This window comes from Pseudomonas sp. MTM4 (assembly GCF_019355055.1).
In the GTDB taxonomy this organism is placed as follows: domain Bacteria; phylum Pseudomonadota; class Gammaproteobacteria; order Pseudomonadales; family Pseudomonadaceae; genus Stutzerimonas.
This window is the reverse complement of sequence record NZ_CP048411.1, coordinates 3,831,362-3,857,892: the sequence shown is the minus strand read 5'-3', so window position 1 is coordinate 3,857,892 and position 26,531 is coordinate 3,831,362. Positions and strand designations below refer to the sequence as shown.

Below are 26,531 nucleotides of genomic sequence, written 5' to 3'. Positions count from 1 at the left end.
ATGATCCGTTCATTACTGATGCTTCCCCTGCTCCTGCTGTTGGCCGCCTGCCAGAGCACCCAGGTACAGCGCGATTTCGACCCGCAGCGCGACTTCTCCGCCTATCGGACCTGGAGCTGGCAGGAACCGGCGCTGCAATACCGCCCGGATGATCCGCGCATCAAGAGCGACCTCACCGAACAGCGCATTCGCAGCGCGGTCAGCGAGCAGCTCGACCAACGTGGCCTGCGCCAGGCCCAGGGCGCCAACCCCGCAGATGTGCTGATCCAGGCCTGGTTCATCGTCGACGAGCGCTCCCAGCAATACACCTCCGCATCGATGGGCGCCTGGGGTAGCCCCTGGCACGGCTTTTGGGGTGGTCCGATGTACACCGATACCCGCACCATTCATTACCAGGTCGGCACGCTGCAGATCGATTTTTACGACGCCGATGACGGCAAGCTGATCTGGCGCGGCAGCGCCGAGCAAGTTCTGCGCGATAATCCCGGCAGCCCGCAGGAACGCGCCGGGATGTTTCGCGAGACAGTCACGAAAGTCCTGTCCCAATACCCGCCGCACTGAGTGCCTGATGCCACAACCCTCGCCGAATCGGCGGGGCTGAACTCGTTTTGTCTATTAATGGAGAGGTTCGAATGCCGGTCGTTGCCTGGTGGCTTTTTGTTTTGCCGTTTATCGCCGGGGCATTCTTGCCGCTGCAGGCAGGCATCAACGGACAAGTCGCCAAACACCTGAACAGCGTCATGGGCGCGGCGCTGCTGTCTTTTGCAATCGGCACCGTAGCGCTGATCTGCGTCGTTCTGATCCAGCGAGACGTGCCTTCGCTTCAAGCGCTGAAAAGCCTCAACTGGTGGCATTGGACCACCGGCTTGATGGGCTGCGTATTGATCGCCACGGCGGCTTTCGCCGGCCCGCGCATCGGCGCGCTGCTGCTCATGGCGCTGATACTGGCCGGGCAGCTGAGCATGGCGCTGCTGCTCGATCACTTCGGTTGGGCGGGATTCCGGCAATCCTCGATCAGCATCGGGAAGATTGCCGGCCTGCTGCTGATCGTCGCTGGCGTCTGGATGATCCGCCGCGGCTGACGCGACGGACCGCCGCTACTGGCGCTCGAAGGCGTAGAACAGGTTGGGTTCGCTGACGAGATACAGCTCGCCCTTGTTATCGAAGGTCATACCCTCGGCCTGGGGCACGCTGTCTTTCAGCCCGGCAAAACCACTCCACAGCGAGCGATAGCTGACCAGCTCACCGTCGCTGTCGAGCTCCAGCATCATCTTCGCCTCGTCGCTGAGCAGCACCAGATGCCCGGTGCGCTCGTCGAAGTGCACCGAGGACAGGTCGCTGGCCATGTCCTTGTCTGCTATCCATTCTTTGCGGTCGATGATGCTCAGGTTCAACTGACCGTGCAGGCTGCTCTTGATGCCCTGGATTTCGTAGAGCTCGCGCGGCGAATGCTCCTTGACCACGAACAGCCGGTCACCGGCGCGATCATATCCAAGCCCTTCGAAACCGGTATTGTCGCCCGAGCCCAGCCCCAACGAGATCGACGCATAGTCCGCGCGCTGCAGCGCGCCGGGGCGCTCGGGCACCGGCAGGATCACCAGCGTCTGGCTGCGCTCTTCGGCAACCGCCAGCAGATTATCGCCCAGGTAGGTGATGCCCTCGACGTCGGTGAAACCCTTCAACGGATAGCGCGCAAGGAAGTTGCCATCGCGGTCCAGCGCGACCAGTTCCTCGGGGTTGTTGACCACCGCCCAGAGGTGATTGCGGCGCTCATCGAAGGTCAGTCCGGAGAGGTTGTCGTCGACCGAGGCTACCGACAGCGCATCGACACGCACCTTGTATTCAGGCAACCACAGGCTACGCGCTTCCCAGCTGTTCTCGTGCCAGGCCGACTTCAAGCCGTAGTAGAGCCGCTCATCCAGGTGAAAGGCCGTGGCGCAATAGAGCGAAGCGGCTGCCAGCATGCCTAGCGCCCAGACCCGAGGGCGCGCGCCCGGCAGCCACTGCGGTCGTACATTCGTAATGATCGGCATGTGATTTCTCGTCGGAGCAACGGCGAACAGCCTGCTCGGGAAAGATTGCAATTACGTGACACGCGCTAACAGGCAGCGGATCAACCCGGTACTGACCCATCAGCGAGCGGTGGGTTCAATCAGCCGCTGGGAACTGCCAGGCGGATTGATAGCCCAATGCCCCATGGAACGGCTGCGCTTGCAGCCGTAGATCGTACGGCAGGAGAGCAACATGCGGGTGGAAAGCTTTTTCGAATGGTTGGGACAGGCACTCGGCACGGTGATTCGCTACATCGTCGATGCACTCAGCGGGATCTTCTACCTGTTCGCCGAGGCCGGGGCCAACTTCCTCGAGGGGCTTTCGAGAACGCTGGGCATGGACCGCTCGATAATCAGCCTGATTGCGCTGGCCATCGGCCTATTGCTACTCGTCGGGGCATTCCGAGCCTTCTTCCGACGCTCGTTCATCGCCGGTGTGATTTACCTGTTTCTGGGCCTCTGGTTGTTGAGCTGGCTGATTCATTGATGGAGTAGACGCTGGAAGCTGGGAGACAAAAAAACCAGGACGCTGCTTTCATCGTCAAGCTTCTAGCGTGCCTTTCGACCCTTCATCATTTCGCCGGCAGCCCGTTCGCTGGCCGCCTTCGTCGTGCCGACGTATCATTTCGGGCTGTTCTGGAGCCCTTCATGTTGTTGACCGCCTGGCAGCACGCGCCCACCCACAAACGGGTATGGGCGCTGGCTGCGCCGATGATTCTGTCCAATATTTCCGTGCCACTGGTGGCGCTGGTCGACAGCGCCGTGATCGGCCATCTGCCGCACGCGCATCAGCTTGCTTCGGTGGCGGTGGGCGGCAGTCTGTACACCCTGCTGGTGTGGGTGATGGGCTTTCTTCGCATGGGCACCACCGGTTTCGCCGCGCAGGCCGCCGGGCGTAAAGACGGCGGCGCGCTGCGCCAGATCCTCCTGCAGGGTTTGTTACTGGCGCTGGGCTTCGCGCTGCTATTGAGCGTGGTCGCCTTGCCGCTCAAAGGCTTCGCCCTGCAACTGATGCAACCCTCGGCCGAGCTCGACGCGCTCACCCAGCAGTATTTCTACACGCGGCTGTTCGGCTTGCCCGCCGCACTGGCGAGCCTGGCACTGATCGGCTGGTTCCTCGGCGCACAGAATGCCCGCGCGCCCTTGGCGATCCTGCTGACCACCAACCTCGTCAACGTCGCGCTGGACCTGTGGTTCGTCCTCGGCCTCGGCTGGGGCGTGGCCGGCGCGGCACGCGCCTCGGTGATCGCCGAATGGTGCGGCGTGCTGGTCGGCCTGGCGCTGACGCGCGGCGCCTTGCTGCGCCATCCGGGACAGCTGGACGGCAGCATCCTGCGCCGTTGGGCCAGCTGGCGGCCACTGATGTCGGTCAACCGCGACATCTTCGTGCGCTCGCTGGCGCTTCAGCTCGTATTCTTTCTGGTCACCGTGCAAGGGACGCGGCTGGGCGACGCCACAGTGGCGGCCAATGCGCTGTTACTCAACGGCTTGATGCTCACCGCCCATGCGCTCGATGGTCTGGCGCACGCGGTCGAAGCACTCAGCGGCCACGCTATCGGCGCTCGGGACCGCACCGAGCTGCGCCGCATCCTGACCGTGGCCGGGGGATGGTCGCTGCTCGCCAGCCTCGTCTTCGGCCTGTTCTTCCTACTCGGCGGCGAGCTGTTCGTCGGCTTTCAGACCGACATCCCCGCCGTCCGCGAAACGGCGCTCGTCTACCTGCCCTACCTCGCCGCGCTGCCGCTGGTGGCCGTCTGGAGTTATCTGCTGGATGGCCTGTTCATCGGCGCGACCCGCGCGCGGGAAATGCGCAATGCGATGCTGTTCGCCGTGGCGATTTCATTACCATTGGGCTTGCTGTTGCGCGGCATGGGCAATCATGGATTGTGGTTGGCCTTTCTCGCCTTCATGCTGGTGCGTGGCATTTGCCTGGGCAGCATCGCCCGACGCCTGCAACGTCAACAACAATGGTTCACCTCGATCCACATGGCGCCTGCTGCACCCGAAACCCCCACAGCAAACACAACCAAAGGACGCTGAAAATGGCCTACGCCGTCGCCGCTTACCTGCACTTCGTGGCGATCTTCCTGCTGTTTGCCCTGCTGGTACTCGAACACCAGCTGCTTCGCCTGCCGCTGAACTTCAAGCGCGCGCGCAGCCTGTTCCGCGTCGACTTGGCGTTCGGCATCGTCGCCGGCGTGGTACTGATCACCGGCGCCGCGCGTGCCATGCATTACGGCAAGGGCCTGGATTACTACCTCAACAACAGCTTCTTTCACGCCAAGATCGGGCTGTTCGTGGTGGTCGCGCTGTTGTCGATCTACCCCACCGTGACCTTTCTCAAGTGGCGCCCCGCGCTGAAGGCCGGACAGATCCCATCGATCAGCCCAACCAAGGCACGCTGGGTCAAGCTGGTCATCCGCGTCGAGTTGCTCGCCCTGTTGCTCATTCCGCTGCTGGCGTCGCTGATGGCGAGGGGATTCGGGGTCAAGCCGATCTGATTGGCTCCCTCTGCGAAACGTTTGCGTGACGCTTCAGCGCTAACAAGCGGCATGAACGCTGAAATGTGTATCCTGCCGGCTGATGGTTCAGGTCGACCTAAAGAAAAATGAGCCGCACATGATCGAAGGGCATCCACAACAGCCGAAGCGCCGCGCCGAAATCCTGGTGGCGAGGTTGTCTCAGTACATCCGCGACGGGGTCCTGAAACGCGGCGAAAAACTTCCGCCGGAAGTCGAAATCGCCAGCAATGAAGGGTTCAGCCGCAGCGTCGTTCGTGAGGCCATCCTGCGGCTGCAGGCAGCGGGCCTTGTGGAAACGCGCCGCAGCGTAGGCACCTTCATCATCGACATGCCGCCACCCCAGGAACTGCGCCTCGGCCCGGAGAGCATCACCACGCTGGAAGAAGTGCTGCATCTGCTCGAGCTACGCATCAGCCTCGAAGTCGACACAGCCGCCATGGCCGCGCGCAATCGCACCGATGGCGAACTGGCGGACATCCAGCAAGCGCTGCAGGCGATGAAGGAGCCGGACCCCAGGAAACCCGGCATCGCCATTCACGCGGACTTCCAATTCCACCTGCGCATCGCCAGGGCGTCCGGCAACCGCTACATGTTCGACATCATGAAGCACCTGGGTACCAAACTGATCCCGCGCACGCAGATGAACTCCGCCTATGTCTCGAACGAAGACCGCCTGACCTATCTCGAGCAGGTCCACCACGAGCATGACAGCATCTTCGGCGCGATTGCCATGCAAAGCCCTGAATCGGCCCGCGCAGCCATGTATCTGCATCTGAACAACAGCCGCGAGCGGTTGCGTCGGGCGCACATGGCGAAGCTATCGCTCTACCACACCGAGTAAACGCACCGATCGCTAATCGGGCCGCGCGCCCTCGTCGTTTCCCGCCAATCGGCGCAGCGCCAGCCCAGCCGCGCCCACCGTCAGGGCAATCGCGGCGTGCAACCAAAGCCCTTGCGAGTCTTCCGCCAGCCATAACAAGGGCAGCAGCAAAATGCACAACCCGAACAACAACGCGCCGAGTTGCCGGGCCTGCAAGGGATCGGCGCAGGCCATCTCGGCTGGCTGCAGCGATAGACACATGTTGCTGAACATCGCCCGCAACTGCCGCATTCGTCCAGGATTGCGTCGGGGCCGATAGAACACCCGGGTGCAAAAGAAGTAGCCGCTGGTGAGGGTCAGATGCGCCAGCACGGTCGCGGCGAACTTGAGATCGCCCGCCTCGCGCGGACTAAGCACCTCGCCACCTAGCCATTCCGGCAGCGTCACCGGGTTGAAACCCAGATACATGCTCGCCGATACCAGGCCGCCCACCGCCACCGTGCTCCAGCCGGCCCAGTCCGGCGTGCGGCGTACCAGCACCGCAAGCATCGCGGGAATGGACATCGGCAGCAGCAACATCGAGCTGATCATCAGAACGAGGTCGAAAAAATCGAACTCGGTCTGCTGCGCCATCCACAATGCCACCAGGGTCGCCAGGAAACCATTTAGCAGCGTGAACAGGCGCCCGACCTTCATCAGCTGCGGCTCGGTGTGACCGGGACGCTGGTACACGTTGCGTATGAAGATGCCGGCGTTGCGATTGAGCGCGGCACTCATCGGCGCAATCGTCGCGGCCAGCATCGCGGCAAGCGTCAACCCGAGGGTTCCCGCCGGCATCGCCCGCTCCACGAAGTAAAGATAAGCCGCGTTGGTGGCCTGTTCGCCAAGCTGAGGATATTGGACGGCCAGATCCACATGCCAAGCCGCGGCGACCCAGGGCGGGATGAACCACAACACCGGGCCGATGACGAACAGCACCCCGGCCAGCAGCGCCGCTCTTTGCGCCTCGCATTCATTACGCGTGACGAGGAAGCGATAACAGGTGATGGCGTTGTTGGTCGAGACGGTCTGCTGCATGAGAATCACCGCCATCCAGAACCCAAGGATGCCGACCATGCTCATGTCCCGGCCCAGCCAGAAATTCACCGGAAAGTCGCTGATTATTTCGGCCGGGCCTCCACTGGCGTAGAGCGCATAGCTGCCGGTGACCAGCGTGATGGCCAGTATCAGCACCAATTGGAGCACGTTCGTGGCACTGACCGTCCAGGCCCCGCCGCTGGCCGCGATGAAGGTGATCACCACGCCCGTACCCAGCAGGACCGGCACCATGTCGAAACCGGTCATGGCGGAGATGATGTAGGCCAGACCATTGAGCCAGATTGCCGCGGTCAAGGTGGAGAGTGGCAACTGCAGCCAGGTGAACAGGCGCTCCGTCGGCCTGCCGAAGCGCTGCGCAATGACCTGCATCGAGGTTTCGACCCGCAGCTTGCGATAACGCGCAGCGAAGAATCGACTCGCGATGAAGAAACCAAGGGCATTGCCCCAGAACAGCATCAACACCGCGAAGCCGTCGGTGTAAGCCTTGCCGGCGGCTCCGGTAAAGGTCCAGGCGCTGAACTGGGTCATGAATGCCGTGGCGCCGGCCATCCACCACGGCATGGAGCCTCCGCCGTTGATGAACTGACTGCTGTCGCTGGCCATGCGACGAAACCACTGGGCCGCGCCGATGATGAACAGCACATATACCGCCAGTACCGCCTGGTCCAATGAAGTCATCGCCAGCTCTTCGCCACGTCACAACGAATAAAAAAACCAACACCGGCAAACGAGGCCGATGTTGGTCAACGCAAAGCTTAGGAAGGCCGCTCAGCCAGTGGCGTCGGCACTATCCGTTCGACCGGCTCGACTTCGGCGCTACGCTTGAGCAGGTAGCCGACCAGCAGGATGGACAAGGCACAACCGGCGAACATCAGCCGTCCCCACAATGGGTTCGGTAACAGCACCATCAGCATCAGGCCGGCCCCCATCATCAGGCTGATCTGCCCCAGCTTGCTGCGCTGCAGGCGGTCGTAGATGTCTTGCTCGTTATCAGCGATCACCGGCGTTTCGACATCGCGGAAGAAGTGGGCGGTACGCTCGCCCTCTTCGTCAGCGGCAGTTTCCGGCTTGTAGAACAGGCTGGTGGCGCAGAAGAAGCCGCCGGTGAATATCAGGTGCGCCGCGACGGTGATGGTGGTGGTCAGCTCGGACAATTCGCGACCGGTCAGGCTGACACCGAATATGTCGGCAAACCATTGCGCGGTGAATACAGTCATCACCAGCCAGGACACCAGCATGCCGAAGCAAACCGTGGCCCACGCCGCCCACTTGGGCGTGCGGCGGATGAACATGCCAAAGAACAGCGGCACCAGGATCGGCGATTGCAACAGCGTCGCGACACGCATCATCAGCTCGAACAGGCTGAGCCCCTTGAGTTGGGCGAACATCTGAGCGATCAGAATCACCAACACGCCGTTTACGATAGTCGCGACCTGACTGATGCGCAGCAGCTTGCCTTCGCTCAGCGGGTTGTTGCGGGCGACGACCGGCACCCAGAAGCTGCGAACGAAGATCCCCGCGTTACGGCACAGCGCCGAATCCATCGACGACATCGTCGCCGCGAACAAACCTGCCACCAGCAAACCGATGGTGCCGATCGGCATCAGGCGTTCGGCAAAGACCAGATACACCGCGTCACTGGCCTTGTTGCCGAGTTCGGCGTGCGCACTGAGGGCATCCGGATAAAGCACGGCGGTGGCCCAGGGCGGAATGAACCAGATCAGCGTGCCGCACACCATCAACACCAGGGCGAACAATGCGGCTTTGCGCGCATTGGCCGAGTCCTTCGCGTTCAGGAAACGATAGGAGTCCTGCATGTTGTTGATACTTTGCAGCTGCTTGACCAAAAAGAAGATGAACGAGCCAACCAGTAGCAGTCCGTAGTTCATGTCCGGCCCCATGAAGAAGTCGGACGGGAACTTGCTGACGATTTCACCCGGCCCGCCAACGGCAACCAGCGCCACGATGGCGCAAGCCACCGAGATCACCGCCACCACCAGCGTCTGGACGAAGTCACTGGCAACCACGCCCCAAGCTCCGCTGAGCAGCGAGACCAGTAATACCGAGATGCCGGTAATCCAAATGGTAGTGGTCATGTCGTAGCCGAACACGGCGCCGACGAAAATTGCTAAACCATTGAGCCAGACACCGCCGTTGAGCACGCTCAGCGGAATGATCGCCCAAGTGAAGAATTGCTCGTTGCCGCTGCCAAAACGGCGTCGAATGCCTTCGGTGGGCGTGTCGACACGCATTTGCCGGAAGCGATGGCTGAACCACCAGTAGGAAAAAATGTAAGCGAAGATATTGCCGAGAAATACAAAGGTAACGGCAAATCCATCGTTGAACGCCTTACCGGCAGCGCCGGTGAAAGTCCAGGCGGAAAACTGCGTCATAAACGCCGTGGCACCGACCATCCACCACAACATACGGCCACCGCCGCGAAAGTAATCACTGGTCGACTGATTCGCCATTTTGCGGAAGGCAATACTGATCAAGATCATCAGTATGAAATAGCCGGCCACTACCAGAATATCTATGTTCATTACGCTCTCTCGTATTGGGAGGCATCGACGTTGTACCGGGCCATATCAACAGGACGACCGGCTCGGCAACTCGGCGCTGCGCATGTCTGTTGATGGCTAGTCGAACTTGTAATGCACACCCACGCGCAAGCGCAGTTGCCTTTCATCGTCAGTCGAATTGACCTTGACGTCACCGATTTCAAAGAACGGTTGCCAGTTCTTGTCCCAACGGTATTTGAAGGCGAAATTATTTTCGTAATCGTATTTCTCGTTATCGAAGCGGATATAGTCGGTTTTCATGTAGACGAAGTTGTATTCGTACGTCCAGTTGCCGCCCGGCATGTAGGTGAGCCAGCCATCGAACCGATTGATGTGCTGATTCTGTCGCGCCCTGTCCGGTATCGTTTCGTCGACTTTGTCGCGGTCCAGCTTGCGCGCCTCGTAGCGATAGCGACCGGCGAGATTGAACTGCTCGTTCAGACGGTGATCGACACGCAGGCCGCCGCTATATGTCATGGATTCTTCGACACTGTCCAGCCGTAAGAAAGGCGTCAGCGTCCATTTCGGCGAGAGTGCGTGGCGGTAGTCGATGACCAGTTCATGGCCACTACCGACCGTGTTGTCGAACGCCACATCCTGACGCGAACCCGCAGTTTTGTATTTGAGTTCGCCATGAAAACCGAGGCCGTTTTCAAGGCGCTTGCCGATCAGCAGGCGATCTGAATGCAGACGACTATCGTCCAGATACTGATGCCGGTAATTAATATAACCGTCGGCGAATGCGACACTGCCAAACGATGAAAGCACGGCAGTCGCCGCCATGGTCATGACACAGATTTTATTTTTCATGATTTTATTCTTATTAGTTGAGATTAAAAGTTCGCGAGAATGGATGTTCCAATCTCGGCGCCCTTAACCAACTCACCTTATTTTTGCAGTTACGCTTTTTTCAGGCGAAAGAAAACCATCACCGCGCAGAGCGAATTTCAAATACAGCAAAGGTTTATTGAGGGCGTTACAACGGAATCAAGCCGTTCAGCCTGACGATCCAGGCGGGGATCGCCCGCAATAATCATTGGAGCGCCATATGCATCCCGTGGTAACGGGCGTGCAGCTTGGTAGTGCTGGCCAGGCCGTCAGGCCCGGCAACAGCGGGGGATTACTGGAACGCTTCATGGGTCAGCCTTTTTGTATTTATTCAGACTTGAAGCTGGGTCTCTCGGGATTTCAGTGGCGACTCAGCGTATTGGTCTCGATGTAAGCGAAGTTGATGTCTTCACCCAATCCAGGCCTTTGGGGCAAATGCACGAACCCTTCATCGTCCATCGGATCGACGATGCTGTTGAGATAGGCTGGTACGTCGTCGTACTCCAAGAACGGATGCAGCAAACCGCGTTCGTACCACCCGCAGTTCTTGATTGCACCCACGACGGCAAGATTGGGCGCGCCGTTTCCGTGGATTTCGCAATCGAGACCGAAGGATTCCGCCAAGTGCGCCACCTTCATGACCGGCCCGATACCGCCAACCCCCGCCACACCCGCTCGCAGGATGTCGCAAGACTTTCCACTGACCCAACCGGCACGGCTGTGGTATTTGCCGCCCAGACTTTCAGGACCAAGCACCGGAATACTGAGGTTCGCCGCGAGCCAGGCGTAAGACTCGGCCGACTCCTCCATCATCGGCTCCTCGAACCACGCAAAGCCGAGCTTCTGGATTTCCTGGCCGATATAGAGCGCATCGGTCCGGCTGTACCAGTGGTAGCCATCGAGCATCAGCGCAATATCCGGCCCAACGGCTTCACGCACCGCAGCGCAAGCCCTGACGTCCATTTTGGGGTCGGGCGCAAAGGAAATAGGCGGCATCCAAGTGTGCAATTTGATGCCCTTGTATCCACGACTGACCAGCTTTTCGGCGAACTGACCGTATTCGTCCGGAGTGGACAAACCACCCGGCGTGTCGTCCCCACACATGGTCGAACCGTACGCCCTCACGTTGTCGCGATAGCCACCCAACAGTTTGTAGACCGGCACCTCGAATCTGCGCCCAGCCCAATCCCAGAGTGCCTGCTCGACCAGCGCCAGACTGCGATCGGTCAGTTGTCCGCCGCTTCCGCGCTGCCAATGCGCGAGATCCTGCCAGATACGCTCGCGGTCTAGGACGTTCTGTCCGACAAGTACCTTGCGCACGTAGCTTTCGATGATATGTGCACGAAGCAATTCCGGCGCACCGAAGGCGTAGCCTTCACAGCCATCTTCGGTAGCGATCCGCAGCAACGCCATGCGCGCCTGGACTTCTTCACCTGGGTGGGAGTGACCGGCGCTGTCGACGGCTCGGCGTGTGGGATGGGAAAACACTTCGACACTGACACGGGTGATTTTCATAGCAGCGAGACTGTCCTGGGCATTGTTCTTCTGGTTGCACGCTCTGTATGTCGTCGTACTAATGGAGAGTATTTTCCGCTAAAAATGGTCTGTCAACACAGAGGTATGATGACCTCCTTAGCCCGACGCAACCAACACGACAGAGCATCAGCGTGTAAATGCTTGTTTTTTAATACAAATATAGCGGATAGTAGAAGGAGCAGATGCGTCTCGACCGTTAGTCAGACAACTACGACGACCATCTCATCGTACAAACGGTCGATCACAGTGCATATCGAGACACCCACATAGAGGACGCAGCGCGGTCATCAGCTGGGCAGAAGAGATCATGGGCAGGATTCCGCCCCGTTCTCACCGGGGCGCTGCCCAGCCGAAGAGGCGGAAGGAGTAGTTATCAAAACTGAATGGCGATACCCCGGCACCAATACCGGGGCGCCCCGCTATCGCCAGATGTCGTTGTGGATTTTCGCTTTCAGCTCAGGGTAATCCTTGACCCTGAACGTCGGCACCACACCTTCCTTGATCTGCGCCATGTAGTCCTTGGTCAGTTTCACCACCGTGCCGGAGAGCAGCATGATCGCGATCAGGTTGATCGTCGCCATCAGCCCCATGGATGCGTCCGCGGCGTTGAACACCGTGGCCACGGCCTCATAGGCGCCCCAGACCACCATCGCCAACGCCGCCAGGCGTAGCAGCGTCAGGCCGAGCTTGTTGCCTGCGCCGAGGAAGATCAGCGCATTCTCCGCGTAGGAATAGTTGGCGACGATCGAGGTAAACGCGAAAAACAGAATGGCGATGGCAACGAAATAGCTCCCCGCCACCCCAATATGGCTTTCCATCGCCTGCTGCGTCAGCTGCGTCCCGGTCACGCCCGAACCCGGCTCCATCACACCCGACAGCAGAATCATCACGGCTGTCGCAGTGCAGATAACAATGGTGTCGATGAACACACCCATAGCTTGAACCAGCCCCTGCGACGACGGATGATGCGGAGCTGGCGTCGCAGTCGCCGCCACGTTGGGTGCCGAGCCCATACCCGCCTCGTTGGAAAACAACCCGCGCTTGATACCGTTGAGCATTGCGGCGGTGACCGAACCGGCAGCGCCGCCCGCTGCCTCCTCCAGGCCAAAGGCGCTACGGACGATAGTCATCAGCACCCCGGGTACCTCGCTGATATTGATCACCACCACGATCAGCGCCATGAGTACATAAAGCCCCGCCATTAACGGCACCACAAGCTCGGCGAAGCGCGCAATGGAACGTAGCCCGCCGAAGATCACCAACCCGGCGAGGATGGCGATGGCGACCCCTACAGCCAGCTTCGGAAAGCCGAACGCCCCCTCCATCGCATCGGCAATCGAGTTGGCCTGGACGGCATTGAACACCAGCCCGAACGAGATGATCAGCGCAACGGAGAACACACCGCCGGCCCAGGGCGCGTTTAAACCCTTGGCGATGTAAAACGCCGGCCCGCCTCGATATTGGCCGTGGCCATCGCGTACTTTGTAAAGCTGGGCGAGCGAACTCTCGGCATAGCCAGTCGCCATGCCGACCAGCGCCACCATCCACATCCAGAAGATCGCCCCGGCACCACCGAGATAGAGCGCCACCGCCACCCCCGCCAGGTTCCCGGTGCCGACCCGCGAAGCGAGGCTGGTACACAGCGCCTGAAACGGCGATATGCCTGAAGAGTCGCTTTGCCGCGCCCCTCTGATGGCGCGCACCATCTCACCGAAATGCACGAACTGCAGGAATCCCAGGCGGATGGTGAAGAACACCCCGACCGCGAGCAGACCGTAAATAAGGATGTAACCCCAAAAGATTGAGTTGAGAAAGTCGATGATCGCGGTCATGTAGGCGCCTTATCGTAAGGAGACGGATACGGTTAACTTTAGCCGCTGAGCCGGAGCGCACCAGCTAGAGCGGGCCCGCGATCGATAACCCGATGACGATACCCCGGCAGCCATACAGCGCGCGGCAAAGACGCAAGGTCGGAACCGGCTCGGTCAAAAGGGTTCAATCGAAACCGCCAGCTCTGTCGATCAAGGCTCTGGTTCGGCTCGCCCCTAACGCCGGCAGGCGTTATACGCACCTTGGCCCAGCAAAAGTCACTGAATCAGAACCGAACCCTCGGCGTTCGAGCCCTTCTAAGCAGGCATCGACTCAAGGAGGTTCTCATGACCAAGCTACTGCTCGCCGCCTGCGGCCTCGCACTTTGTGCACCCATCGCATTCGCCCAGACGCCGGAGCCGGAGATCATCGCTAACCTGAACGGCCTGAAGATCGACGTCAGCCCCATGGGCGTGCCCACGCAAGCGGAGGGCGTCGAAGGCGAACTGCTGGGTGTACGCGCCGTAAAAGTGTTCAACCATACCGGCGAGCAAGTGACCTGCGAGTTCCACGTACCGGACGACGCGCGCTCGGACACCTCGGCGCCACCGGTTTTCACCGTTTCGCCCAACAGCCAGGCCGTGGAGCGCGTTCCGGGCGAATATTCATTGGGCGAACCGTACGCCGAGATCACCTGTCGCTCCGCAGTGCGCAGTTCCGCCCAATAACCTCGCGCAAGCAGGCTCCAAGAAGCAACCGCCGTGGCACCCGACGACAAAACGGAAGCCATTGGCGGTGCGAACCGGTGTTGTCTGCTGGCTTCGACCGTGCGCGAGATCGGGGACGAGTTGGCCTTCGGCCCAGCGGGTCGGAGTGAACTATACGCTGGCGGTACGTTCCCCTTTTATACACAGTCAGAGCGAGCCCGGCGGGCCAACGCATCCGCACCGAGTCAGGCCAGGGTCGCCCAGCGAAGAGGAGTCCGCCGTGACCGCTACCACCCAGCGCACCTACCGAAGCAGGCCAAACCCGTTACACGCGACCTTGCTTGCCGGAACCGTCCCCCTCTTTCTCGGCGCCCTGCTGAGTGACATCGCCTACTTTCGCAGCTATCAGATCCAGTGGAGCAACTTCGCCTCTTGGCTGATTGCCGGGGGCCTGGTTTTCTGCGGCCTGGCGCTTCTGTTCGCACTGGTCAATCTGATACGAGCCCATCACAAGAAGGGTCGGCCACTGGTTTACTTCCTGTTACTGCTGGCGACCTGGGTGCTGGGCTTCATCAATGCCTTGGAGCACGCCAAGGACGCCTGGGCCGCCATGCCCATCGGCCTGGTTCTCTCTGTGATCGTCACCGTGCTGGCCTGCATTGCGACCTGGATCGGCCTAACCAACCTGCGCGCCGGAGGTGCACGATGAAACATCCGAACGCACTGACCGCGTTGTCGCTGGCCGTACTGCTCGCCGGTTGTGGCATTGGCGGCGAGGATACAGCCCAAGAGTACGGCGCCACCCCGAATCTGCCCGAACCCGAGCGGGGAATCTTGCCCAGCATGAAGATCGCCGAGCCCACGCCGTGGGGCGATCAGGTGCCGACGGTGCCGCAGAACTTCACCGTCACGGCCATCGCTACCGATCTGAAGATCCCGCGCCAGACTCTTGTGCTACCCAACGGCGACATACTCGTGGCCGAAGGCCGGGGCGGCAACGCGCCGAAGCTTAAGCCCAAGGATGTGATCGCCGGCTACATCAAGGCGCAGGGCAATACCTCGGTCGAAAGCGGTAATCGTCTGACCTTGCTACGCGATGCTGATGGCGACGGCACCTATGAGCTCCAGACCGTGTTCGCCGAAGATCTCAACGCGCCGTACGGGCTGGCGTTCCACGACGGTACGCTGTACGTGGCCAACCAGGACGCGCTAGTACGCTTCGATTATCAGGAAGGCCAGACCGAAGCCAGTGGTCCGCCAACCAAGGTCGTGGACCTCCCCTCCGAGATCAACCACCACTGGACGAAGGCGCTGACCATCAGCCCCGACGGTCGTTTCCTATATGTAGGCATCGGCTCCAACAGCAATATCACCGAGCGCGGGATGGAAGCCGAAGTCGACCGCGCCCTGGTCTGGCAGATCAACGCCGAGACCGGCGCCTACAAACCCTACGCGACCGGCCTGCGCAACCCGACGGCGCTGGCGATCCAGCCGGGCTCCGGGCAACTCTGGGCGGTGGTGAACGAGCGCGACGAACTGGGCGAGGACCTGGTACCGGATTACCTCACATCCGTGCAAGAAGGCGGCTTCTACGGCTGGCCCTACAGCTACTGGGGCCAGAACGTCGATCATCGCGTACGCCCCCAAAACCCGGACAAGGTCGCCTCCACCATCGTGCCGGACTACGCCTTGGGCTCCCACGTCGCGGCGCTCGGCCTGGACTTCTCCGAAGCGTCGATGGGCGAGCAGTTCGCCGATGGCGTATTCGTTGGTGAGCACGGCAGCTGGAACCGCAAGAATCCGGTCGGCTACAAAGTCATCTTTGTGCCATTCAGCAACGGCCGCCCCTCGGGACCGCCAGTCGACTTCGTGACAGGCTTCCGCACGGAAGATGGAAAGACGCGTGGCAGACCCGTCGGTGTGACCGTCGACCCAAGCGGCGCGCTAATCGTTGCTGACGACTTGGCCAACATAGTGTGGCGGGTTACCCGCAGTCAGTGAGCCGTGCTGATCCACTCGCTGAAGGCCCTTGCTGGCGCTTTGGTTGAATATTCAACTTCGTATGGCCGAATAGATTCGGCCATACGACTATTCTTCAGGCTCTTTATTCCAGTCGAAAGAGCGCTTCCGTCACGACCATACTGAAACTGGTTAGACGATCCGAGAAGTTGCGAATCGGGCCAATACGCCTGCTATGAAACGGCTCGCCTTCATAGCCCTTCGCTTGCAGTTTTCACAACCGATCCAAAGGGCTCAACACCGCCAGGCCACCACGATTGAGCACATGGGTGTAAATCATCGTTGTCTTTACATCAGCATGACCCAGCAGCTCCTGCACGGTGCGAATGTCCTGCCCGCTTTTTAACAAATGAGTGGCAAAGCTATGCCTTAAGGTGTGAGGGGTTGCCGGTTTGGGGATACCGGAAGCTTTAACAGCACGCTTGAATGCGCGCTGGACTCGCTTCTCGTCAAGATGGTGCCGGCGCACCGCGCCACTGCGAGGATCTACCGAAGGGCTGGATGCCGGAAATACATACTGCCAAGCCCAATCCCAAGGCGCCTTGGGGTATATACACGCCAAGGCATCGGGCAGGTAGACGTCTCCCCTACCCTCGGACAGTTCCTGATCATGAATAGCCAGAGTGCGGGCGATGTGCTGTTTGAGCGGCCCGACCAGGCTTGCAGGCAGCACAGTGACGCGGTCCTTCTGGCCTTTGCCGTCACGGATGATGATCTCGCTACGAGAAAAATCGACATCCTTCACGCGGAGCCGAATGCCTTCCATCAGACGCATGCCGCCACCGTACAGGAGCCGCGCAACGAGCCCAACCGACCCATCCAGCAATCCGAGTATCTGAACCTCCTCCATCGAAAGCACCACAGGTAAGCGGGTCGGCTTTTTGGCGCGAACGATTTCGCCCAACCACGGCAAGTCTTGTTTGAGGACTTGTTTGTAAAGAAACAGCAATGCAGCGAGCGCCTGGTTCTGCGTCGAAGCCGAGACGTCACGGCGAACGGCAAGGTCGGAAAGAAAGGCTTCTACCTCTGGCGCACCCATATCAACCGGGTGCCGGTATCCGTGAAAGCGAATGTAACGCTTAACCCACTCGCAATAGACACGCTCAGTTCTGATCGAGTAGTGTTTGAGCCTGATCTGCTCACGCACCTGATCCAGTAAACGCGGTTTCCCTTCCATGGTGTATAACTCCTTTATACATCAATCATCCTTCGGAAACGCCCAGCCTAGACAAGGACAGTCTAATGACAAGGAACGTTGTACACCAAATCCATTCGGCGTCTTATACACCACTCGGTGTCTAATTATAGTTAGGCGAAATCATGAGATTGAAGTATTGAGCAAGCAAACTATAATTCCAGAAAAAATAAACAAACCAATACAGCTACTTGGCGCTTGGCTTGCAGGCCTTTTTTCAGTCGACTCTTGTTTTCTCTTCGCCGCATCACAGATGCCCACAGGATCGTTTGAGTCCTTGGCACTAGTTGGCGCTGCAATTGTAAATGTCCCTGTATTTCTTATAGCGGTGTTCCTCTTGCAAACCAGGTTTCGCCCAGAGCTACAGGAAGACTCGTATTATTCAACTTATCTATCCCAGAAAACAAACGAGCCGATTTCCGTCAGAAAAGAAGACGGCCGACTTACTGAGCTTTCCCAGAAAATTGCCAGCCTAGAATTAGCAGTCACTGAAAGACAAGCGCCGGGATCTAGTGGTGAACTTTTGAAGGGAGTACTCTTCGGTGTCAACGAATTCTTACCCAGCCGTGACGACGTCAAGTCCGTTTTAAGAAGTAAAGGCATTCTAGGAGTATCGTCATTTGGCAATCCTGATCTTCCACCACCAAAATTCGCGGCTGCTATTTCCGAGCACTTACCAAAGCAAGTTAGCAATTACATAATAGAAATCGCCAAAGAATCTGGCGCTACGCACTACGCCTTTTTTGATAACCATGAAGAAGAGACGGCAGAAGATGTCTTGTTTGGCGCTTATCACGCAGACAGCTTTGAAATCGCCTAACAACTGGTTCAAACTGTTCGCTTCGCTCACTGGGACCGGCTAAAGCCGGCCACTTAACCAAACGTTAGATCCCCCAGAAACTCAGCCAGTATGCAAAGGAATAAAAAATTGGCCTATTCAGCAACAGTCTTCAATGTACTAATTGCATCTCCCTCTGACGTAAATGAGGAGAGGGAAGCCATTGCGCAAACTCTGCATGACTGGAACTCATTAAACTCGCTAGAAACAGGGAAAGTTTTACTGCCTGTAAGGTGGGAGTCACATAGTGCGCCTGCTATGGGGGAACGGCCACAAGGAATCATAAACAACCAAGTAGTTCGCGATTGCGACATGTTAATTGGAGCGTTCTGGACGCGACTTGGCTCACCCACCGGGATTGAAGATAGCGGAACAGTTGAAGAAATTAAATTATTTCTTAAGCTGCAAAAGCCAGTAATGCTTTATTACTCAAAAAAACCCATCGACATGGATGAGGCAGACCTAGATCAGGTTCAAAAACTTAAGGAATTTAAAAAATCCATAAGGGACAAAGGAATTCAGGAGCAATACTGCAGCACTGACGAACTAAAACAGAAATTAATGCGCCAATTGACAATTGTGATGCGTGGAATATCTGTTGGTACTCACGTCAATCCAAAAGTCGTCAAGGAAGCCAAAGAAGATAATATTTCGCACCAGAAAAAACCTCAAACCCAACCACAACAAGCAGCCCAGAAATCTCAAGCAATTACACTTATTGACTACACCGAAAAGGCATTCGTTGTCATCGGGAACACAACGGAATTTAAAGAACGTTTTTCGGCTATTAACGGCAAATGGATAAAAATTAAAACAGGTGGACATGGCTGGATGTTCTCAAAAAAACGGCTATCCGAGGTTTCAGAAATACTTGGCATACAGCCTACACTTGTTGACATCTAACAAATGGTTCAAACCGTTCGCTTCGCTCACTGGGACCGGCTAGAGCCGGCCCCTTAGCTTAATCGTTAGCGCAAAGTAAACCAAGGAGACTGGATTAGTGGACTATGTAGACGGAACGCATTATCTGTGCGAGTTAATCAAGCGCCTTAGCGATGACCGAAATGCTGGAAGTTTTCAGGATGAATTTACAGTCACCGCAACCGTGCGCGGACGAACAAAGATCGATAGTGAAGTGATCGGGTGCCAACTCGTGATTCAGCACGACTCGGTGGATGTGAATATCTTCTGGGAGGATTTCGGATACAAGGGATACAGGGAGATGGGCTTATATGGAAAGGCGAACTCAAAGTATCAAGATGTCCAGGAACTGAGCGAAAGATCTTTTGAGATGAGAGATAAGCGTGGCGCATACGAACTGATGTTCGCGTGGTGAAACGCTAACAAGTGCGTCAACGCGGATTGCTTTCTCCGCTGGCGCTACAAAAGTAACCGGTTACGCAAGCGTTAGGCCACGAGGAGGCTCGCGTGGAGGCTGCATTTTGGGGGTTTGTTGGCACCATTGTTGGCGCTCTGGCCAGCATGATAACCACGATACTTTCAACTCGAAATTCGTCATGGTTGCACAAGCAAGCAGTAGAACAGGAGAGAGATGAGATAAAGCGCGCATTTCAAAGGGAAACACTTATCGAACTGCAAGATGTCCTTCATGATCTAATGCGCCTAATCACTCAAGGCCATCTAGAAGAGGCAAGAGCACATCAAGCAGACAAAGCATGGAAAGAAATTCTGCTTAGCGAAGATGTTAATAACGGCCAGCGCTTAGCGCGGCGAAGGCTCGTTATACTAATTGAGCGCATCGCCAACGATGAGCTCCGAGATAATTTGAAGTCAGTCAATAGCGAACTATGCAACTCACTATTTGCCACCAGCCGGATGGAAGCTGATAGGCATCTACAAATTGCCACAAGTAAAGTAACAAATGCAATGGAACATATCGGTCAAGTTTTGCGCTCTCAATATTAATTTGCGTGCAAGGCCTAACAGCTGGTTCAACTCGCTCACTTTGTTCGCTGGGACCGGCTAAAGCCGGCCCCTTAACCAAACGTTAGAGATCTTTCATGTCTCGTGCATACCAAAGTTTTGAATATGGCATCAAAGACGCCGAAGAATTGCTCGCGCATTTTGACGCCATCAACGCCAACCCTCCGCCGCCGAACGCTGAGGTTCTGAAGCGAGCCGGTCTGGTCATGCCTTAACCGCATGGGAAACCTACGTCGAAGATAGGCTTCTAGAGGAAATGAATAAAAAGCTTGGCGTGGTCGCCGGAAGCTATGTTGGTAATTTTGTCTTAAAGAAATTGCACACCGACCTAAAGCAATTCCACAACCCAAGTTCGGACAAAACGAAACGCATATTTCAAGAATACCTTGGCCTTGATGTAACCGAAGGATGGTCTTGGGCAAACTATGAGCCTGAGAAGGCAAGAAGCACCTTAAATAGTTGGATAGGTAAGCGCGGAGATGCCGTGCATCGATCAAAGCCCATAAATAACGGTGCTCCAGTAGCGCATCTAATCAAGCGCGACGAATTGGAAAAAGTGATTCGCTTCATCAAAGACCTTGTACGAGCCACTGACACGTATGTCGATAATAATCTCTAACATGGCGCTCAACCTCGCTCCCTTCGGTCGCTGGACTCGCCAAAGCTGCGCTTTGGCTCGCCGGTTAGCTCTACGTTAGCGCTCAACAAGGATCCCGATGGACAAGTTCCTAGAACTTTTAGCGCGTGAGTGGTCAGTGATCTCTCAAGCACCTCTCGCGTTTGCGCTTCTCGCGGTCTCGATGTTTGGACTCGCATACTTTGCGGCGCGATGGAAGTACACCGCTGTCTGCGAACAGGTGCGTGCCACAAATGAAACGCTCTTGGAGCGCTTGCACCTCAAGACCGACCAAGCAGAGCAATACAAGGAACGTGCGCTTAAGTACGACAAGAAGGTCTGGTCGGTAGTGGAGTCGGACACGGCATCTCTGGCTCAAAAGGCGCTAACCCTTGTTGCTAGCATTCGCGAGTTCATCGAGCGGCATCAACGACACGACGAGTCGATTCGAGAGAACGAGTGGGTCGAGATGACTCGCACCGTCGATGAAGCGGACAAGCAGCGCCTATGGCACAAGTTCACAAGTGCATCCTCTCGTCTCTCAACCGAACGGAACGCGGAGTGGGAGCGCCGCTTCAAAGTCGACGCACTCATGCTAAGAGACGAACTACGAAGCCGCCTCACGAACTACGAGCCTGACCAACATGCGGACCACATGTACGAGCACCCCACGAACTACTTCGGCTTCAATGACGTCGCAACTGATCTCGAACGAATGGCCAAGTTGCTTCCAAGCTCAAACGGTGGAGGCGAGAATGAGCTCTAACCCCTCCTTCAAGCGGACGCCTGACGGCGCAGCTTAAGTCAAACGTTAGATGCACTACAAGAAGAAGACTCACAGTGACCGAAAAATCAAAATCACCATATTTAAATTCTGACAACCGACTTGAAGATGTAATTGCAGCCATTCAGGTCATGGAGAAGTATGGATACTACAAACTAGATTTTGGCGGTTGGTCTATAAGAATAAGCGGCAACAATATTAGGGCATTACACTGGAAAAATGTGTTCTTAGAGCACCCAGAATTTTTTAGATTTGATTCCAACGGAGAAAAAGTATCTTTAGCTTGGCGCAGGAACTGCCGCAGACGCTATTCTGTAGACCATCAACGGGAACTATCATTTAACGAATACAAAAAGCTACCGCAGGTAGAGCTAGATCGCATATCCAGAGTCCCGTTAACTGGGGGAGAAATATCAATTTTAATCAATACTGCTATTAACCTGCACACACGAGCTATCGATCAGAACAAAGAAAATCGTTGGCTCTCATCTCCTCTATTCAGTCTGCTTGGTGTTGCTCTAGGAGCATTCTTGGTCTGGATAGGCCAGCAGTAGTGCGTCTGACAAGTGGTTCAAACCGTTCGCTTTGCTCACTGGGACGGGCTAAAGCCGCCCCTTAACCAAACGTTAGGTGCTACTAGACATGACTGATGGTTGGCTCGGATTCTTTGGTGGTCTTCTGGCAGCACTAGTTGGCGGACTGATAGCCAGCCTTTTGCAGCGTGCTCACGAGCATCGCAAAGAAAGATCGGCTGCAATGCTCGCAACGTACCTCATGCTTCTTGAGCTGAATCAGCTCTACTTTTGGGTCGCCTCATCTGAGATCAATCATAAGGATCCTCCAGAGGAGATCCTGAAAATGTGCAGGGAGACTTCATGGCGTATCGCCGATAAGCTTCGATCGTTCGACAACGTTGAGCATCTAGATGAGATTCTCATCATATTGTTCAGCTCGTCCATACAAACGGCAAACGAGCGGGCCAGACGGCTAGAGAAGCTTCTCGACACGTACGGAAAGCTGGTCAATCCCATGTTCTCTGATGCAATGTCGCGCATTAGCAAAGACAACTTGATTGGCCAAATGCAGCGTGGAAGTCTAAAGACAAATGCACCGGGCGCTTGGCGTTACGAGCGGTAGCGCCTAACAATTAATTCAAGCCGATGCCGCTTCGCGGCACGGCTTAATGCAGGCGTTAGCCAGCAATCCGGCCAAGAGCGTCGCGGTGTATAAGGTGAAGCGATCCAACAACGGAGACGACAATGAAGCAACTTGTCAATCATGATCGTTGCGGCCATCGGCCCAGCTTTTGCTCAATCGCCGCCTGAAGCGGCTTCGACGGTCGGCGCCCCGTACGTCGAGCCTTCGGCGACAAAGCCGATCAAGCAGGAGGAAAAGATCGGCAATCTGTTCACACGGAATATGGAACAGCCGTACGTCCTGCAGCGGCTGACTGACCGCAGCTATTACGTCCAGCGCTTTTTCTACTCAACCACGTTCTATGTCGGCAACGAGGGCGTGCTACTGTTCGACGCCCCCGAAGGGCGCGGTGCGCAGATCCTGCAGGCGATCCGCGAAGTGACACCGCTTCCTGTGACGACAATCGTGTACTCGCACTTTCACGTCGACCACATCGGCGACGCCAAGTTTTGGGTCGACGAGGCACAGAAATCGGGAAGGAGTCTCAGGATCGTTGCCAGCAAGGAAACGGCCAACAAGATGGGGTTCATGAACAGCCGGCTGCCGAAGCCAACGCAGGTGCTTTCAGGCCTAACGGACGCGTTCAAGTTCGAGGACCTGACGGTGGAGATGCATCGTTTCTCGAAGCCCGCCCACACCGACGACCACTCGGTCTGGCTACTGAAGGAACAGAAGGTCGCGCACAGCCCCGACTTGCTCAATCCCGACCAGCTCCCCATGCTGGGCTTCGCGGTGTCTGACACGGTGGTGTATCACGGCGCTAACCTCAAAGAAGTCATGGCGCTCGGCTGGACGCATTTCGTCGGCGGGCACGGCAACGTCGGATACAAGGAGGACTTCGAGTTTCAGCTCGCCTTCCTGGAGGATCTGCGCCAAGCCACGCTGAAAGCTCGGCAGGAAGAAGCTTTCACCAAACACATGAAGCCGACCGAGAACAACCATGCTGCCTTCGCGCGGTCGCAGCGCGACGCGATCATCATGCGCGTGACCGAGGAGCTGCGGCCGAAGTACGGCAAGATGTAAGGCTACGATGCCTCGATGCCCTACAACGTGGAGCTCGCCATCCGGCTGGTGGGATCGTATTACTGACGGTCGCGTCCGTGAGTGCGCACAGTGCTTGATCCTTGGAAACGCCGCGGCCACGCGGCGTGGACTAACAAGCCGCTGCATCCGACGGTAAACCGCTGCGCGGTTCACCGCGGGTGAGCGGCAGCATTAGGTTATCCGATGCTGAATCGCTATCCAGATCAAGTTCGTACTCGGAAAGGCTTCGCATTAGTTGGCGCCGCTTTCTCTGTTTTGGCGCAATTATGCTCCTGTTTGACTCGGTCATTGGGGCGACCATTGGGTTTACTATTTTCAGCGTTATAGCCGTTCCGAGCATACATTCAGTTATTCAGCATTCGGGAAGTTCGAGCGAAAGCTATCTTGGTTAGCAACGTTCGGTGGCTTGTAATGAAACCTAACAAGCGGTTCAAGTCACTCGCTCTGCTCGTTGGGACGCTGCTGACGCAGCGCCACTAAACCGAACGTTAGAAGTATTTAACAACATGGATCTAGCCAACCTATCAATACCTGAGTTGCTAAAGCTTCACGCGGCAGCCATTGATGAGCTTAAAAATCGCGGCGTACTCAGAACAAAAAATAATCCAGTCGGGGATTACGCCGAATGGTTGGTTTCGTCTGCTTTGAATTTAACCCTCGCAAAAAATTCAGCAGCAGGTCACGACGCAAAATCAAGCGACGGCAAGAAAATTCAAATAAAAGATCGTTGTATAACTGCAAGCAATCGCTCAAGGCAGTTAAGCGTCATACGCAACCTAAATAAAAATGACTTTGACGAATTCATAGCTGTAATTTTCAATGAAGCATATGACCCCATCGAGGCATACTTAATACCGCACGCGGTAATCTCTGAGTACGGTCGTACAGAGCCCATGTCAACGGTCATGTCTTACACATGCGCGGGGCAATACTGCTAGATAATCGCGTCCTGAACATTAGCGCCATGTTAAATACTTCTAACAGCTGGTTCAAATCGCTCACTTCGCTCACCGAGGCGGGCAAAAACTACCCGTTGACCAAACCTTAGGGATGGTCTGAAAAAGACTTCCCGAATCTGGTGAAATACGCCGATCCCGTTGCCCGAGTTTCCCGATGAAGCAAATGACCTTCGCCGACGCCGAGTACGCCGGCAAGCGCAAGCAGACCCGCAAAGAGTTGTTCCTGATCGAGATGGATCAGGTGGTGCCGTGGAAGGGTTTGATTGCCCTGATCGAGCCGCACTACCCCAAGGGTGAAGGTGGTCGTCCGGCGTATCAGCTGATGGCGATGCTGCGCGTACATTTGATGCAGAACTGGTTCGGCTACAGCGATCCAGCGATGGAGGAGGCGCTGTACGAGACCACAATCTTGCGCCAGTTTGCCGGGCTGAACCTAGAGCGTATTCCCGACGAAACCACCATCCTCAATTTCCGTCGCCTGCTGGAGAAGCACGAGTTGGCGGCCGGGATTCTGGCGGTGATCAATGGTTACCTGGGCGATCGGGGCCTGTCGCTGCGCCAGGGCACCATCGTCGATGCCACGCTGATCCATGCGCCGAGTTCGACCAAGAACAAGGACGGTAAGCGTGACCCGGAAATGCACCCAGACCAAGAAGGGCAATCAGTATTACTTCGGCATGAAGGCCCACATCGGCGCGGATACCGAGTCTGGCCTGGTGCACAGCGTGGTGGGGACGGCAGCCAACGTTGCTGACGTTACCCAGGTCGACAAACTGCTGCATGGAAAGGAAAACATGGTCGGCGCCGACGCGGGTTACACCGGCGTAGAGAAACGCCCGGAACATGAAGGCCGGGAGGTGATCTGGCAGATTGCGGCCCGCCGCAGTACGTACAAGAAGCTGAGTAAGCGCAGTGCGCTGTACAAAGCCAAGCGCAAGATCGAGAAATCCAAGGCCCAGGTGCGCGCCAAAGTCGAGCACCCGTTCCGGGTGATCAAGCGCCAATTCGGCTACGTGAAGACACGCTTCCGTGGCCTGGCGAAGAACACCGCGCAGTTGGTGACACTGTTCGCGCTGTCGAACCTGTGGATGGCGCGCCGACATTTGCTGACGAATGCAGGAGAGGTGCGTTTGTAATGCGGGAAATGGCCGGCGCGAGGTGCTCGCGCCGGCTATAAATCCGGAAAGAGGGGATGATTTGATCGTTTTTTAGCCGAATCACCGTTTTGAAATCGGCAAGGGCTGGAGTCAGCCAGAAATACCTGACTACTTCAGACCATCCTTAGGACTCTCCCGAAATGCTCAAGCCATCCACGCTGAAGTTTCTGGCTGCGCTTCTTCTAGCGTATGGCTTGCTTTGGCTGCCTGCAGCATGGAGCTCCTCATACCTCAGCTCCCCGCTAGGCCTGCTGTTGGCCGTTCCGCTTTTTTCGGTTTACGCATTTCATCAACTTGGCTTTCCGGGGCTCTTGGAGCACAACGGTATGTGCGGCGGGGGCTGGTGTACCCCGACAATATTGGGCTGGGCCATTGGCGCTGCCGTTCTGATCATTGGCGCCTGGGTGATGGCTTGGGCAATCGCCTCACTGACATCCCGCTTGGCGTCAAGCTAAGCTCGGCGCTTAAGCCGAGACTAGTTTTTTGGCATGACCAACATTCGCGTCACAACCGCATTTCGCAGTGGGTCCGCCGCATTTTAGGCCTGTTATATAAGGGCGCTCTGGCACGCCCGAGCAGCAGTGCATCACTGTTGCAGACACTCGTTGAGCATTTCGTGCCGTCGACTGGCCGTTGAGTACCATGACCGACCTCAGACCCACCGCCTCGATTGATACGCAGCTATCTCAAGCTCGCGCTGTCATAGAACGCCACCTAGCTCCAAGGCTACTGGCGGTACACCTGTTCGGCTCCGCGCTGGACGGCGGCCTGAAGCCGTACAGCGACATTGATCTACTGGTTTTCATGCGCTTTGCCAGAACCACGATCTCTGGACTGCCTGGAATG

At 57.0% G+C, this 26,531-nt stretch carries 27 protein-coding genes and 2 pseudogenes; 22 read left to right on the top strand and 7 right to left on the bottom strand.

Going from position 1 to position 26,531, the window contains the following annotated elements:
- Both GYM54_RS17730 and GYM54_RS17725 read left to right on the top strand, forming a co-directional pair.
- A complete protein-coding gene (locus tag GYM54_RS17730; RefSeq protein ID WP_197445779.1) occupies positions 1-561 on the top strand; it encodes a DUF4136 domain-containing protein in 561 nt (186 codons plus the stop codon).
- A 71-nt stretch (positions 562-632) separates the two neighbouring features.
- Entirely contained in the window at positions 633-1,082 is a 450-nt protein-coding gene (locus GYM54_RS17725; RefSeq protein ID WP_131649857.1) for a DMT family transporter, read from the top strand.
- Between the two features lie 15 nt (positions 1,083-1,097).
- On the opposite strand, the gene GYM54_RS17720 is transcribed toward GYM54_RS17725, so the two are convergent.
- On the bottom strand, positions 1,098-2,033 hold the full coding sequence (locus GYM54_RS17720; protein ID WP_197445778.1) for an SdiA-regulated domain-containing protein: 936 nt from the start codon (positions 2,031-2,033) through the stop codon (positions 1,098-1,100).
- 211 nt (positions 2,034-2,244) lie between these two features.
- Between GYM54_RS17720 and GYM54_RS17715 the strand changes: the two genes are divergently transcribed.
- From GYM54_RS17715 to GYM54_RS17700, 4 genes are all read left to right on the top strand, one after another.
- On the top strand, positions 2,245-2,538 hold the full coding sequence (locus GYM54_RS17715) for a hypothetical protein (RefSeq protein ID WP_131649855.1): 294 nt from the start codon (positions 2,245-2,247) through the stop codon (positions 2,536-2,538).
- Positions 2,539-2,699: 161 nt separating this feature from the next.
- Positions 2,700-4,091 carry an MATE family efflux transporter gene (locus tag GYM54_RS17710; protein ID WP_197445777.1) on the top strand — a complete coding sequence of 464 codons (1,392 nt, stop codon included), beginning with the start codon at positions 2,700-2,702 and terminating at the stop codon, positions 4,089-4,091.
- 2 nt (positions 4,092-4,093) lie between these two features.
- Positions 4,094-4,552, top strand: a complete 459-nt coding sequence (locus GYM54_RS17705; RefSeq protein WP_197445776.1) for a DUF2214 family protein — start codon at positions 4,094-4,096, stop codon at positions 4,550-4,552.
- Between the two features lie 118 nt (positions 4,553-4,670).
- Complete coding sequence (locus GYM54_RS17700) at positions 4,671-5,414, top strand: FadR/GntR family transcriptional regulator (RefSeq protein ID WP_197445775.1); 744 nt, start codon at positions 4,671-4,673, stop codon at positions 5,412-5,414.
- Between the two features lie 12 nt (positions 5,415-5,426).
- Here GYM54_RS17700 and GYM54_RS17695 read toward each other — a convergent pair whose 3' ends face one another.
- The 5 genes from GYM54_RS17695 to GYM54_RS17675 all read right to left on the bottom strand — a co-directional run bounded on the left by GYM54_RS17695 (position 5,427) and on the right by GYM54_RS17675 (position 13,248).
- The gene (locus GYM54_RS17695; protein WP_181100025.1) at positions 5,427-7,169 is read right to left on the bottom strand and encodes a transporter; all 1,743 of its coding nucleotides are present in this window, start codon (positions 7,167-7,169) and stop codon (positions 5,427-5,429) included.
- A 77-nt stretch (positions 7,170-7,246) separates the two neighbouring features.
- A complete protein-coding gene (locus GYM54_RS17690; RefSeq protein WP_181100023.1) occupies positions 7,247-9,034 on the bottom strand; it encodes a sodium:solute symporter family protein in 1,788 nt (595 codons plus the stop codon).
- A 96-nt stretch (positions 9,035-9,130) separates the two neighbouring features.
- Positions 9,131-9,862 carry an oligogalacturonate-specific porin KdgM family protein gene (locus GYM54_RS17685; RefSeq protein WP_181100021.1) on the bottom strand — a complete coding sequence of 244 codons (732 nt, stop codon included), beginning with the start codon at positions 9,860-9,862 and terminating at the stop codon, positions 9,131-9,133.
- A 378-nt stretch (positions 9,863-10,240) separates the two neighbouring features.
- On the bottom strand, positions 10,241-11,395 hold the full coding sequence (locus GYM54_RS17680) for a mandelate racemase family protein (protein ID WP_181100019.1): 1,155 nt from the start codon (positions 11,393-11,395) through the stop codon (positions 10,241-10,243).
- 440 nt (positions 11,396-11,835) lie between these two features.
- A complete protein-coding gene (locus tag GYM54_RS17675; protein ID WP_181100001.1) occupies positions 11,836-13,248 on the bottom strand; it encodes a sodium:alanine symporter family protein in 1,413 nt (470 codons plus the stop codon).
- 324 nt (positions 13,249-13,572) lie between these two features.
- Here GYM54_RS17675 and GYM54_RS17670 point away from each other — a divergent pair, with 324 nt between their 5' ends.
- The 3 genes from GYM54_RS17670 (at position 13,573) to GYM54_RS17660 (ending at position 15,933) form a co-directional block, all read left to right on the top strand.
- Complete coding sequence (locus GYM54_RS17670) at positions 13,573-13,953, top strand: hypothetical protein (RefSeq protein ID WP_197445774.1); 381 nt, start codon at positions 13,573-13,575, stop codon at positions 13,951-13,953.
- A gap of 259 nt (positions 13,954-14,212) precedes the next feature.
- Positions 14,213-14,641 carry a DUF2231 domain-containing protein gene (locus tag GYM54_RS17665; protein WP_131649845.1) on the top strand — a complete coding sequence of 143 codons (429 nt, stop codon included), beginning with the start codon at positions 14,213-14,215 and terminating at the stop codon, positions 14,639-14,641.
- Positions 14,638-15,933 (top strand): sorbosone dehydrogenase family protein, encoded by a 1,296-nt coding sequence (locus GYM54_RS17660; protein ID WP_197445773.1) that lies wholly within the window; start codon positions 14,638-14,640, stop codon positions 15,931-15,933. The genes GYM54_RS17665 and GYM54_RS17660 overlap by 4 nt, the downstream gene beginning before the upstream one ends.
- 232 nt (positions 15,934-16,165) lie before the next feature.
- On the opposite strand, the gene GYM54_RS17655 is transcribed toward GYM54_RS17660, so the two are convergent.
- A complete protein-coding gene (locus GYM54_RS17655; protein WP_197445772.1) occupies positions 16,166-17,128 on the bottom strand; it encodes an integron integrase in 963 nt (320 codons plus the stop codon).
- Positions 17,129-17,285: 157 nt separating this feature from the next.
- On the opposite strand from GYM54_RS17655, the gene GYM54_RS17650 reads away from it, so the two are divergent.
- The 13 genes and pseudogenes from GYM54_RS17650 to GYM54_RS17595 all read left to right on the top strand — a co-directional run.
- The gene (locus GYM54_RS17650; RefSeq protein WP_197445771.1) at positions 17,286-17,966 is read left to right on the top strand and encodes a hypothetical protein; all 681 of its coding nucleotides are present in this window, start codon (positions 17,286-17,288) and stop codon (positions 17,964-17,966) included.
- Between the two features lie 108 nt (positions 17,967-18,074).
- A complete protein-coding gene (locus GYM54_RS17645; RefSeq protein ID WP_197445770.1) occupies positions 18,075-18,887 on the top strand; it encodes a hypothetical protein in 813 nt (270 codons plus the stop codon).
- Positions 18,888-18,984: 97 nt separating this feature from the next.
- On the top strand, positions 18,985-19,320 hold the full coding sequence (locus GYM54_RS17640) for a hypothetical protein (protein WP_197445769.1): 336 nt from the start codon (positions 18,985-18,987) through the stop codon (positions 19,318-19,320).
- 92 nt (positions 19,321-19,412) lie between these two features.
- Positions 19,413-19,910 carry a hypothetical protein gene (locus GYM54_RS17635; protein ID WP_197445768.1) on the top strand — a complete coding sequence of 166 codons (498 nt, stop codon included), beginning with the start codon at positions 19,413-19,415 and terminating at the stop codon, positions 19,908-19,910.
- 95 nt (positions 19,911-20,005) lie between these two features.
- Positions 20,006-20,143 carry a hypothetical protein gene (locus tag GYM54_RS21770; RefSeq protein WP_231752239.1) on the top strand — a complete coding sequence of 46 codons (138 nt, stop codon included), beginning with the start codon at positions 20,006-20,008 and terminating at the stop codon, positions 20,141-20,143.
- Between the two features lie 41 nt (positions 20,144-20,184).
- Positions 20,185-20,547 carry a HEPN domain-containing protein gene (locus GYM54_RS17630; protein WP_231752238.1) on the top strand — a complete coding sequence of 121 codons (363 nt, stop codon included), beginning with the start codon at positions 20,185-20,187 and terminating at the stop codon, positions 20,545-20,547.
- Positions 20,548-20,644: 97 nt separating this feature from the next.
- Positions 20,645-21,310: a hypothetical protein gene (locus GYM54_RS17625; protein ID WP_197445767.1), complete on the top strand. Its 666-nt coding sequence runs from the start codon at positions 20,645-20,647 to the stop codon at positions 21,308-21,310.
- A 74-nt stretch (positions 21,311-21,384) separates the two neighbouring features.
- Positions 21,385-21,882: a hypothetical protein gene (locus GYM54_RS17620; protein ID WP_197445766.1), complete on the top strand. Its 498-nt coding sequence runs from the start codon at positions 21,385-21,387 to the stop codon at positions 21,880-21,882.
- A gap of 88 nt (positions 21,883-21,970) precedes the next feature.
- Positions 21,971-22,465 (top strand): RasGEF domain-containing protein, encoded by a 495-nt coding sequence (locus GYM54_RS17615; RefSeq protein WP_197445765.1) that lies wholly within the window; start codon positions 21,971-21,973, stop codon positions 22,463-22,465.
- Between the two features lie 141 nt (positions 22,466-22,606).
- Complete coding sequence (locus GYM54_RS17610) at positions 22,607-23,548, top strand: MBL fold metallo-hydrolase (protein WP_197445764.1); 942 nt, start codon at positions 22,607-22,609, stop codon at positions 23,546-23,548.
- A 527-nt stretch (positions 23,549-24,075) separates the two neighbouring features.
- On the top strand, positions 24,076-24,507 hold the full coding sequence (locus GYM54_RS17605; protein WP_197445763.1) for a hypothetical protein: 432 nt from the start codon (positions 24,076-24,078) through the stop codon (positions 24,505-24,507).
- Between the two features lie 175 nt (positions 24,508-24,682).
- Positions 24,683-25,664, top strand: a pseudogene (locus tag GYM54_RS17600) (IS5-like element ISPst5 family transposase).
- 663 nt (positions 25,665-26,327) lie between these two features.
- A pseudogene (locus tag GYM54_RS17595) lies at positions 26,328-26,486 on the top strand (nucleotidyltransferase domain-containing protein); the annotation flags it as partial.
- Between the last annotated feature and the right edge of the window lie 45 nt (positions 26,487-26,531).

Excerpts from the sequence above, each read along its gene's own strand:
- GYM54_RS17730 (WP_197445779.1), top strand. The coding sequence starts at position 1 with ATGATCCGTTCATTACTGATGCTTCCCCTGCTCCTGCTGTTGGCCGCC.
- GYM54_RS17725 (WP_131649857.1), top strand. The coding sequence starts at position 633 with ATGCCGGTCGTTGCCTGGTGGCTTTTTGTTTTGCCGTTTATCGCCGGG.
- GYM54_RS17720 (WP_197445778.1), bottom strand. The coding sequence starts at position 2,033 with ATGCCGATCATTACGAATGTACGACCGCAGTGGCTGCCGGGCGCGCGC.
- GYM54_RS17715 (WP_131649855.1), top strand. The coding sequence starts at position 2,245 with ATGCGGGTGGAAAGCTTTTTCGAATGGTTGGGACAGGCACTCGGCACG.
- GYM54_RS17710 (WP_197445777.1), top strand. The coding sequence starts at position 2,700 with ATGTTGTTGACCGCCTGGCAGCACGCGCCCACCCACAAACGGGTATGG.
- GYM54_RS17705 (WP_197445776.1), top strand. The coding sequence starts at position 4,094 with ATGGCCTACGCCGTCGCCGCTTACCTGCACTTCGTGGCGATCTTCCTG.
- GYM54_RS17700 (WP_197445775.1), top strand. The coding sequence starts at position 4,671 with ATGATCGAAGGGCATCCACAACAGCCGAAGCGCCGCGCCGAAATCCTG.
- GYM54_RS17695 (WP_181100025.1), bottom strand. The coding sequence starts at position 7,169 with ATGACTTCATTGGACCAGGCGGTACTGGCGGTATATGTGCTGTTCATC.
- GYM54_RS17690 (WP_181100023.1), bottom strand. The coding sequence starts at position 9,034 with ATGAACATAGATATTCTGGTAGTGGCCGGCTATTTCATACTGATGATC.
- GYM54_RS17685 (WP_181100021.1), bottom strand. The coding sequence starts at position 9,862 with ATGAAAAATAAAATCTGTGTCATGACCATGGCGGCGACTGCCGTGCTT.
- GYM54_RS17680 (WP_181100019.1), bottom strand. The coding sequence starts at position 11,395 with ATGAAAATCACCCGTGTCAGTGTCGAAGTGTTTTCCCATCCCACACGC.
- GYM54_RS17675 (WP_181100001.1), bottom strand. The coding sequence starts at position 13,248 with ATGACCGCGATCATCGACTTTCTCAACTCAATCTTTTGGGGTTACATC.
- GYM54_RS17670 (WP_197445774.1), top strand. The coding sequence starts at position 13,573 with ATGACCAAGCTACTGCTCGCCGCCTGCGGCCTCGCACTTTGTGCACCC.
- GYM54_RS17660 (WP_197445773.1), top strand. The coding sequence starts at position 14,638 with ATGAAACATCCGAACGCACTGACCGCGTTGTCGCTGGCCGTACTGCTC.
- GYM54_RS17655 (WP_197445772.1), bottom strand. The coding sequence starts at position 17,128 with ATGGAAGGGAAACCGCGTTTACTGGATCAGGTGCGTGAGCAGATCAGG.
- GYM54_RS21770 (WP_231752239.1), top strand. The coding sequence starts at position 20,006 with ATGTCTCGTGCATACCAAAGTTTTGAATATGGCATCAAAGACGCCGAA.
- GYM54_RS17630 (WP_231752238.1), top strand. The coding sequence starts at position 20,185 with ATGAATAAAAAGCTTGGCGTGGTCGCCGGAAGCTATGTTGGTAATTTT.
- GYM54_RS17625 (WP_197445767.1), top strand. The coding sequence starts at position 20,645 with ATGGACAAGTTCCTAGAACTTTTAGCGCGTGAGTGGTCAGTGATCTCT.
- GYM54_RS17615 (WP_197445765.1), top strand. The coding sequence starts at position 21,971 with ATGACTGATGGTTGGCTCGGATTCTTTGGTGGTCTTCTGGCAGCACTA.
- GYM54_RS17610 (WP_197445764.1), top strand. The coding sequence starts at position 22,607 with ATGATCGTTGCGGCCATCGGCCCAGCTTTTGCTCAATCGCCGCCTGAA.
- GYM54_RS17605 (WP_197445763.1), top strand. The coding sequence starts at position 24,076 with ATGGATCTAGCCAACCTATCAATACCTGAGTTGCTAAAGCTTCACGCG.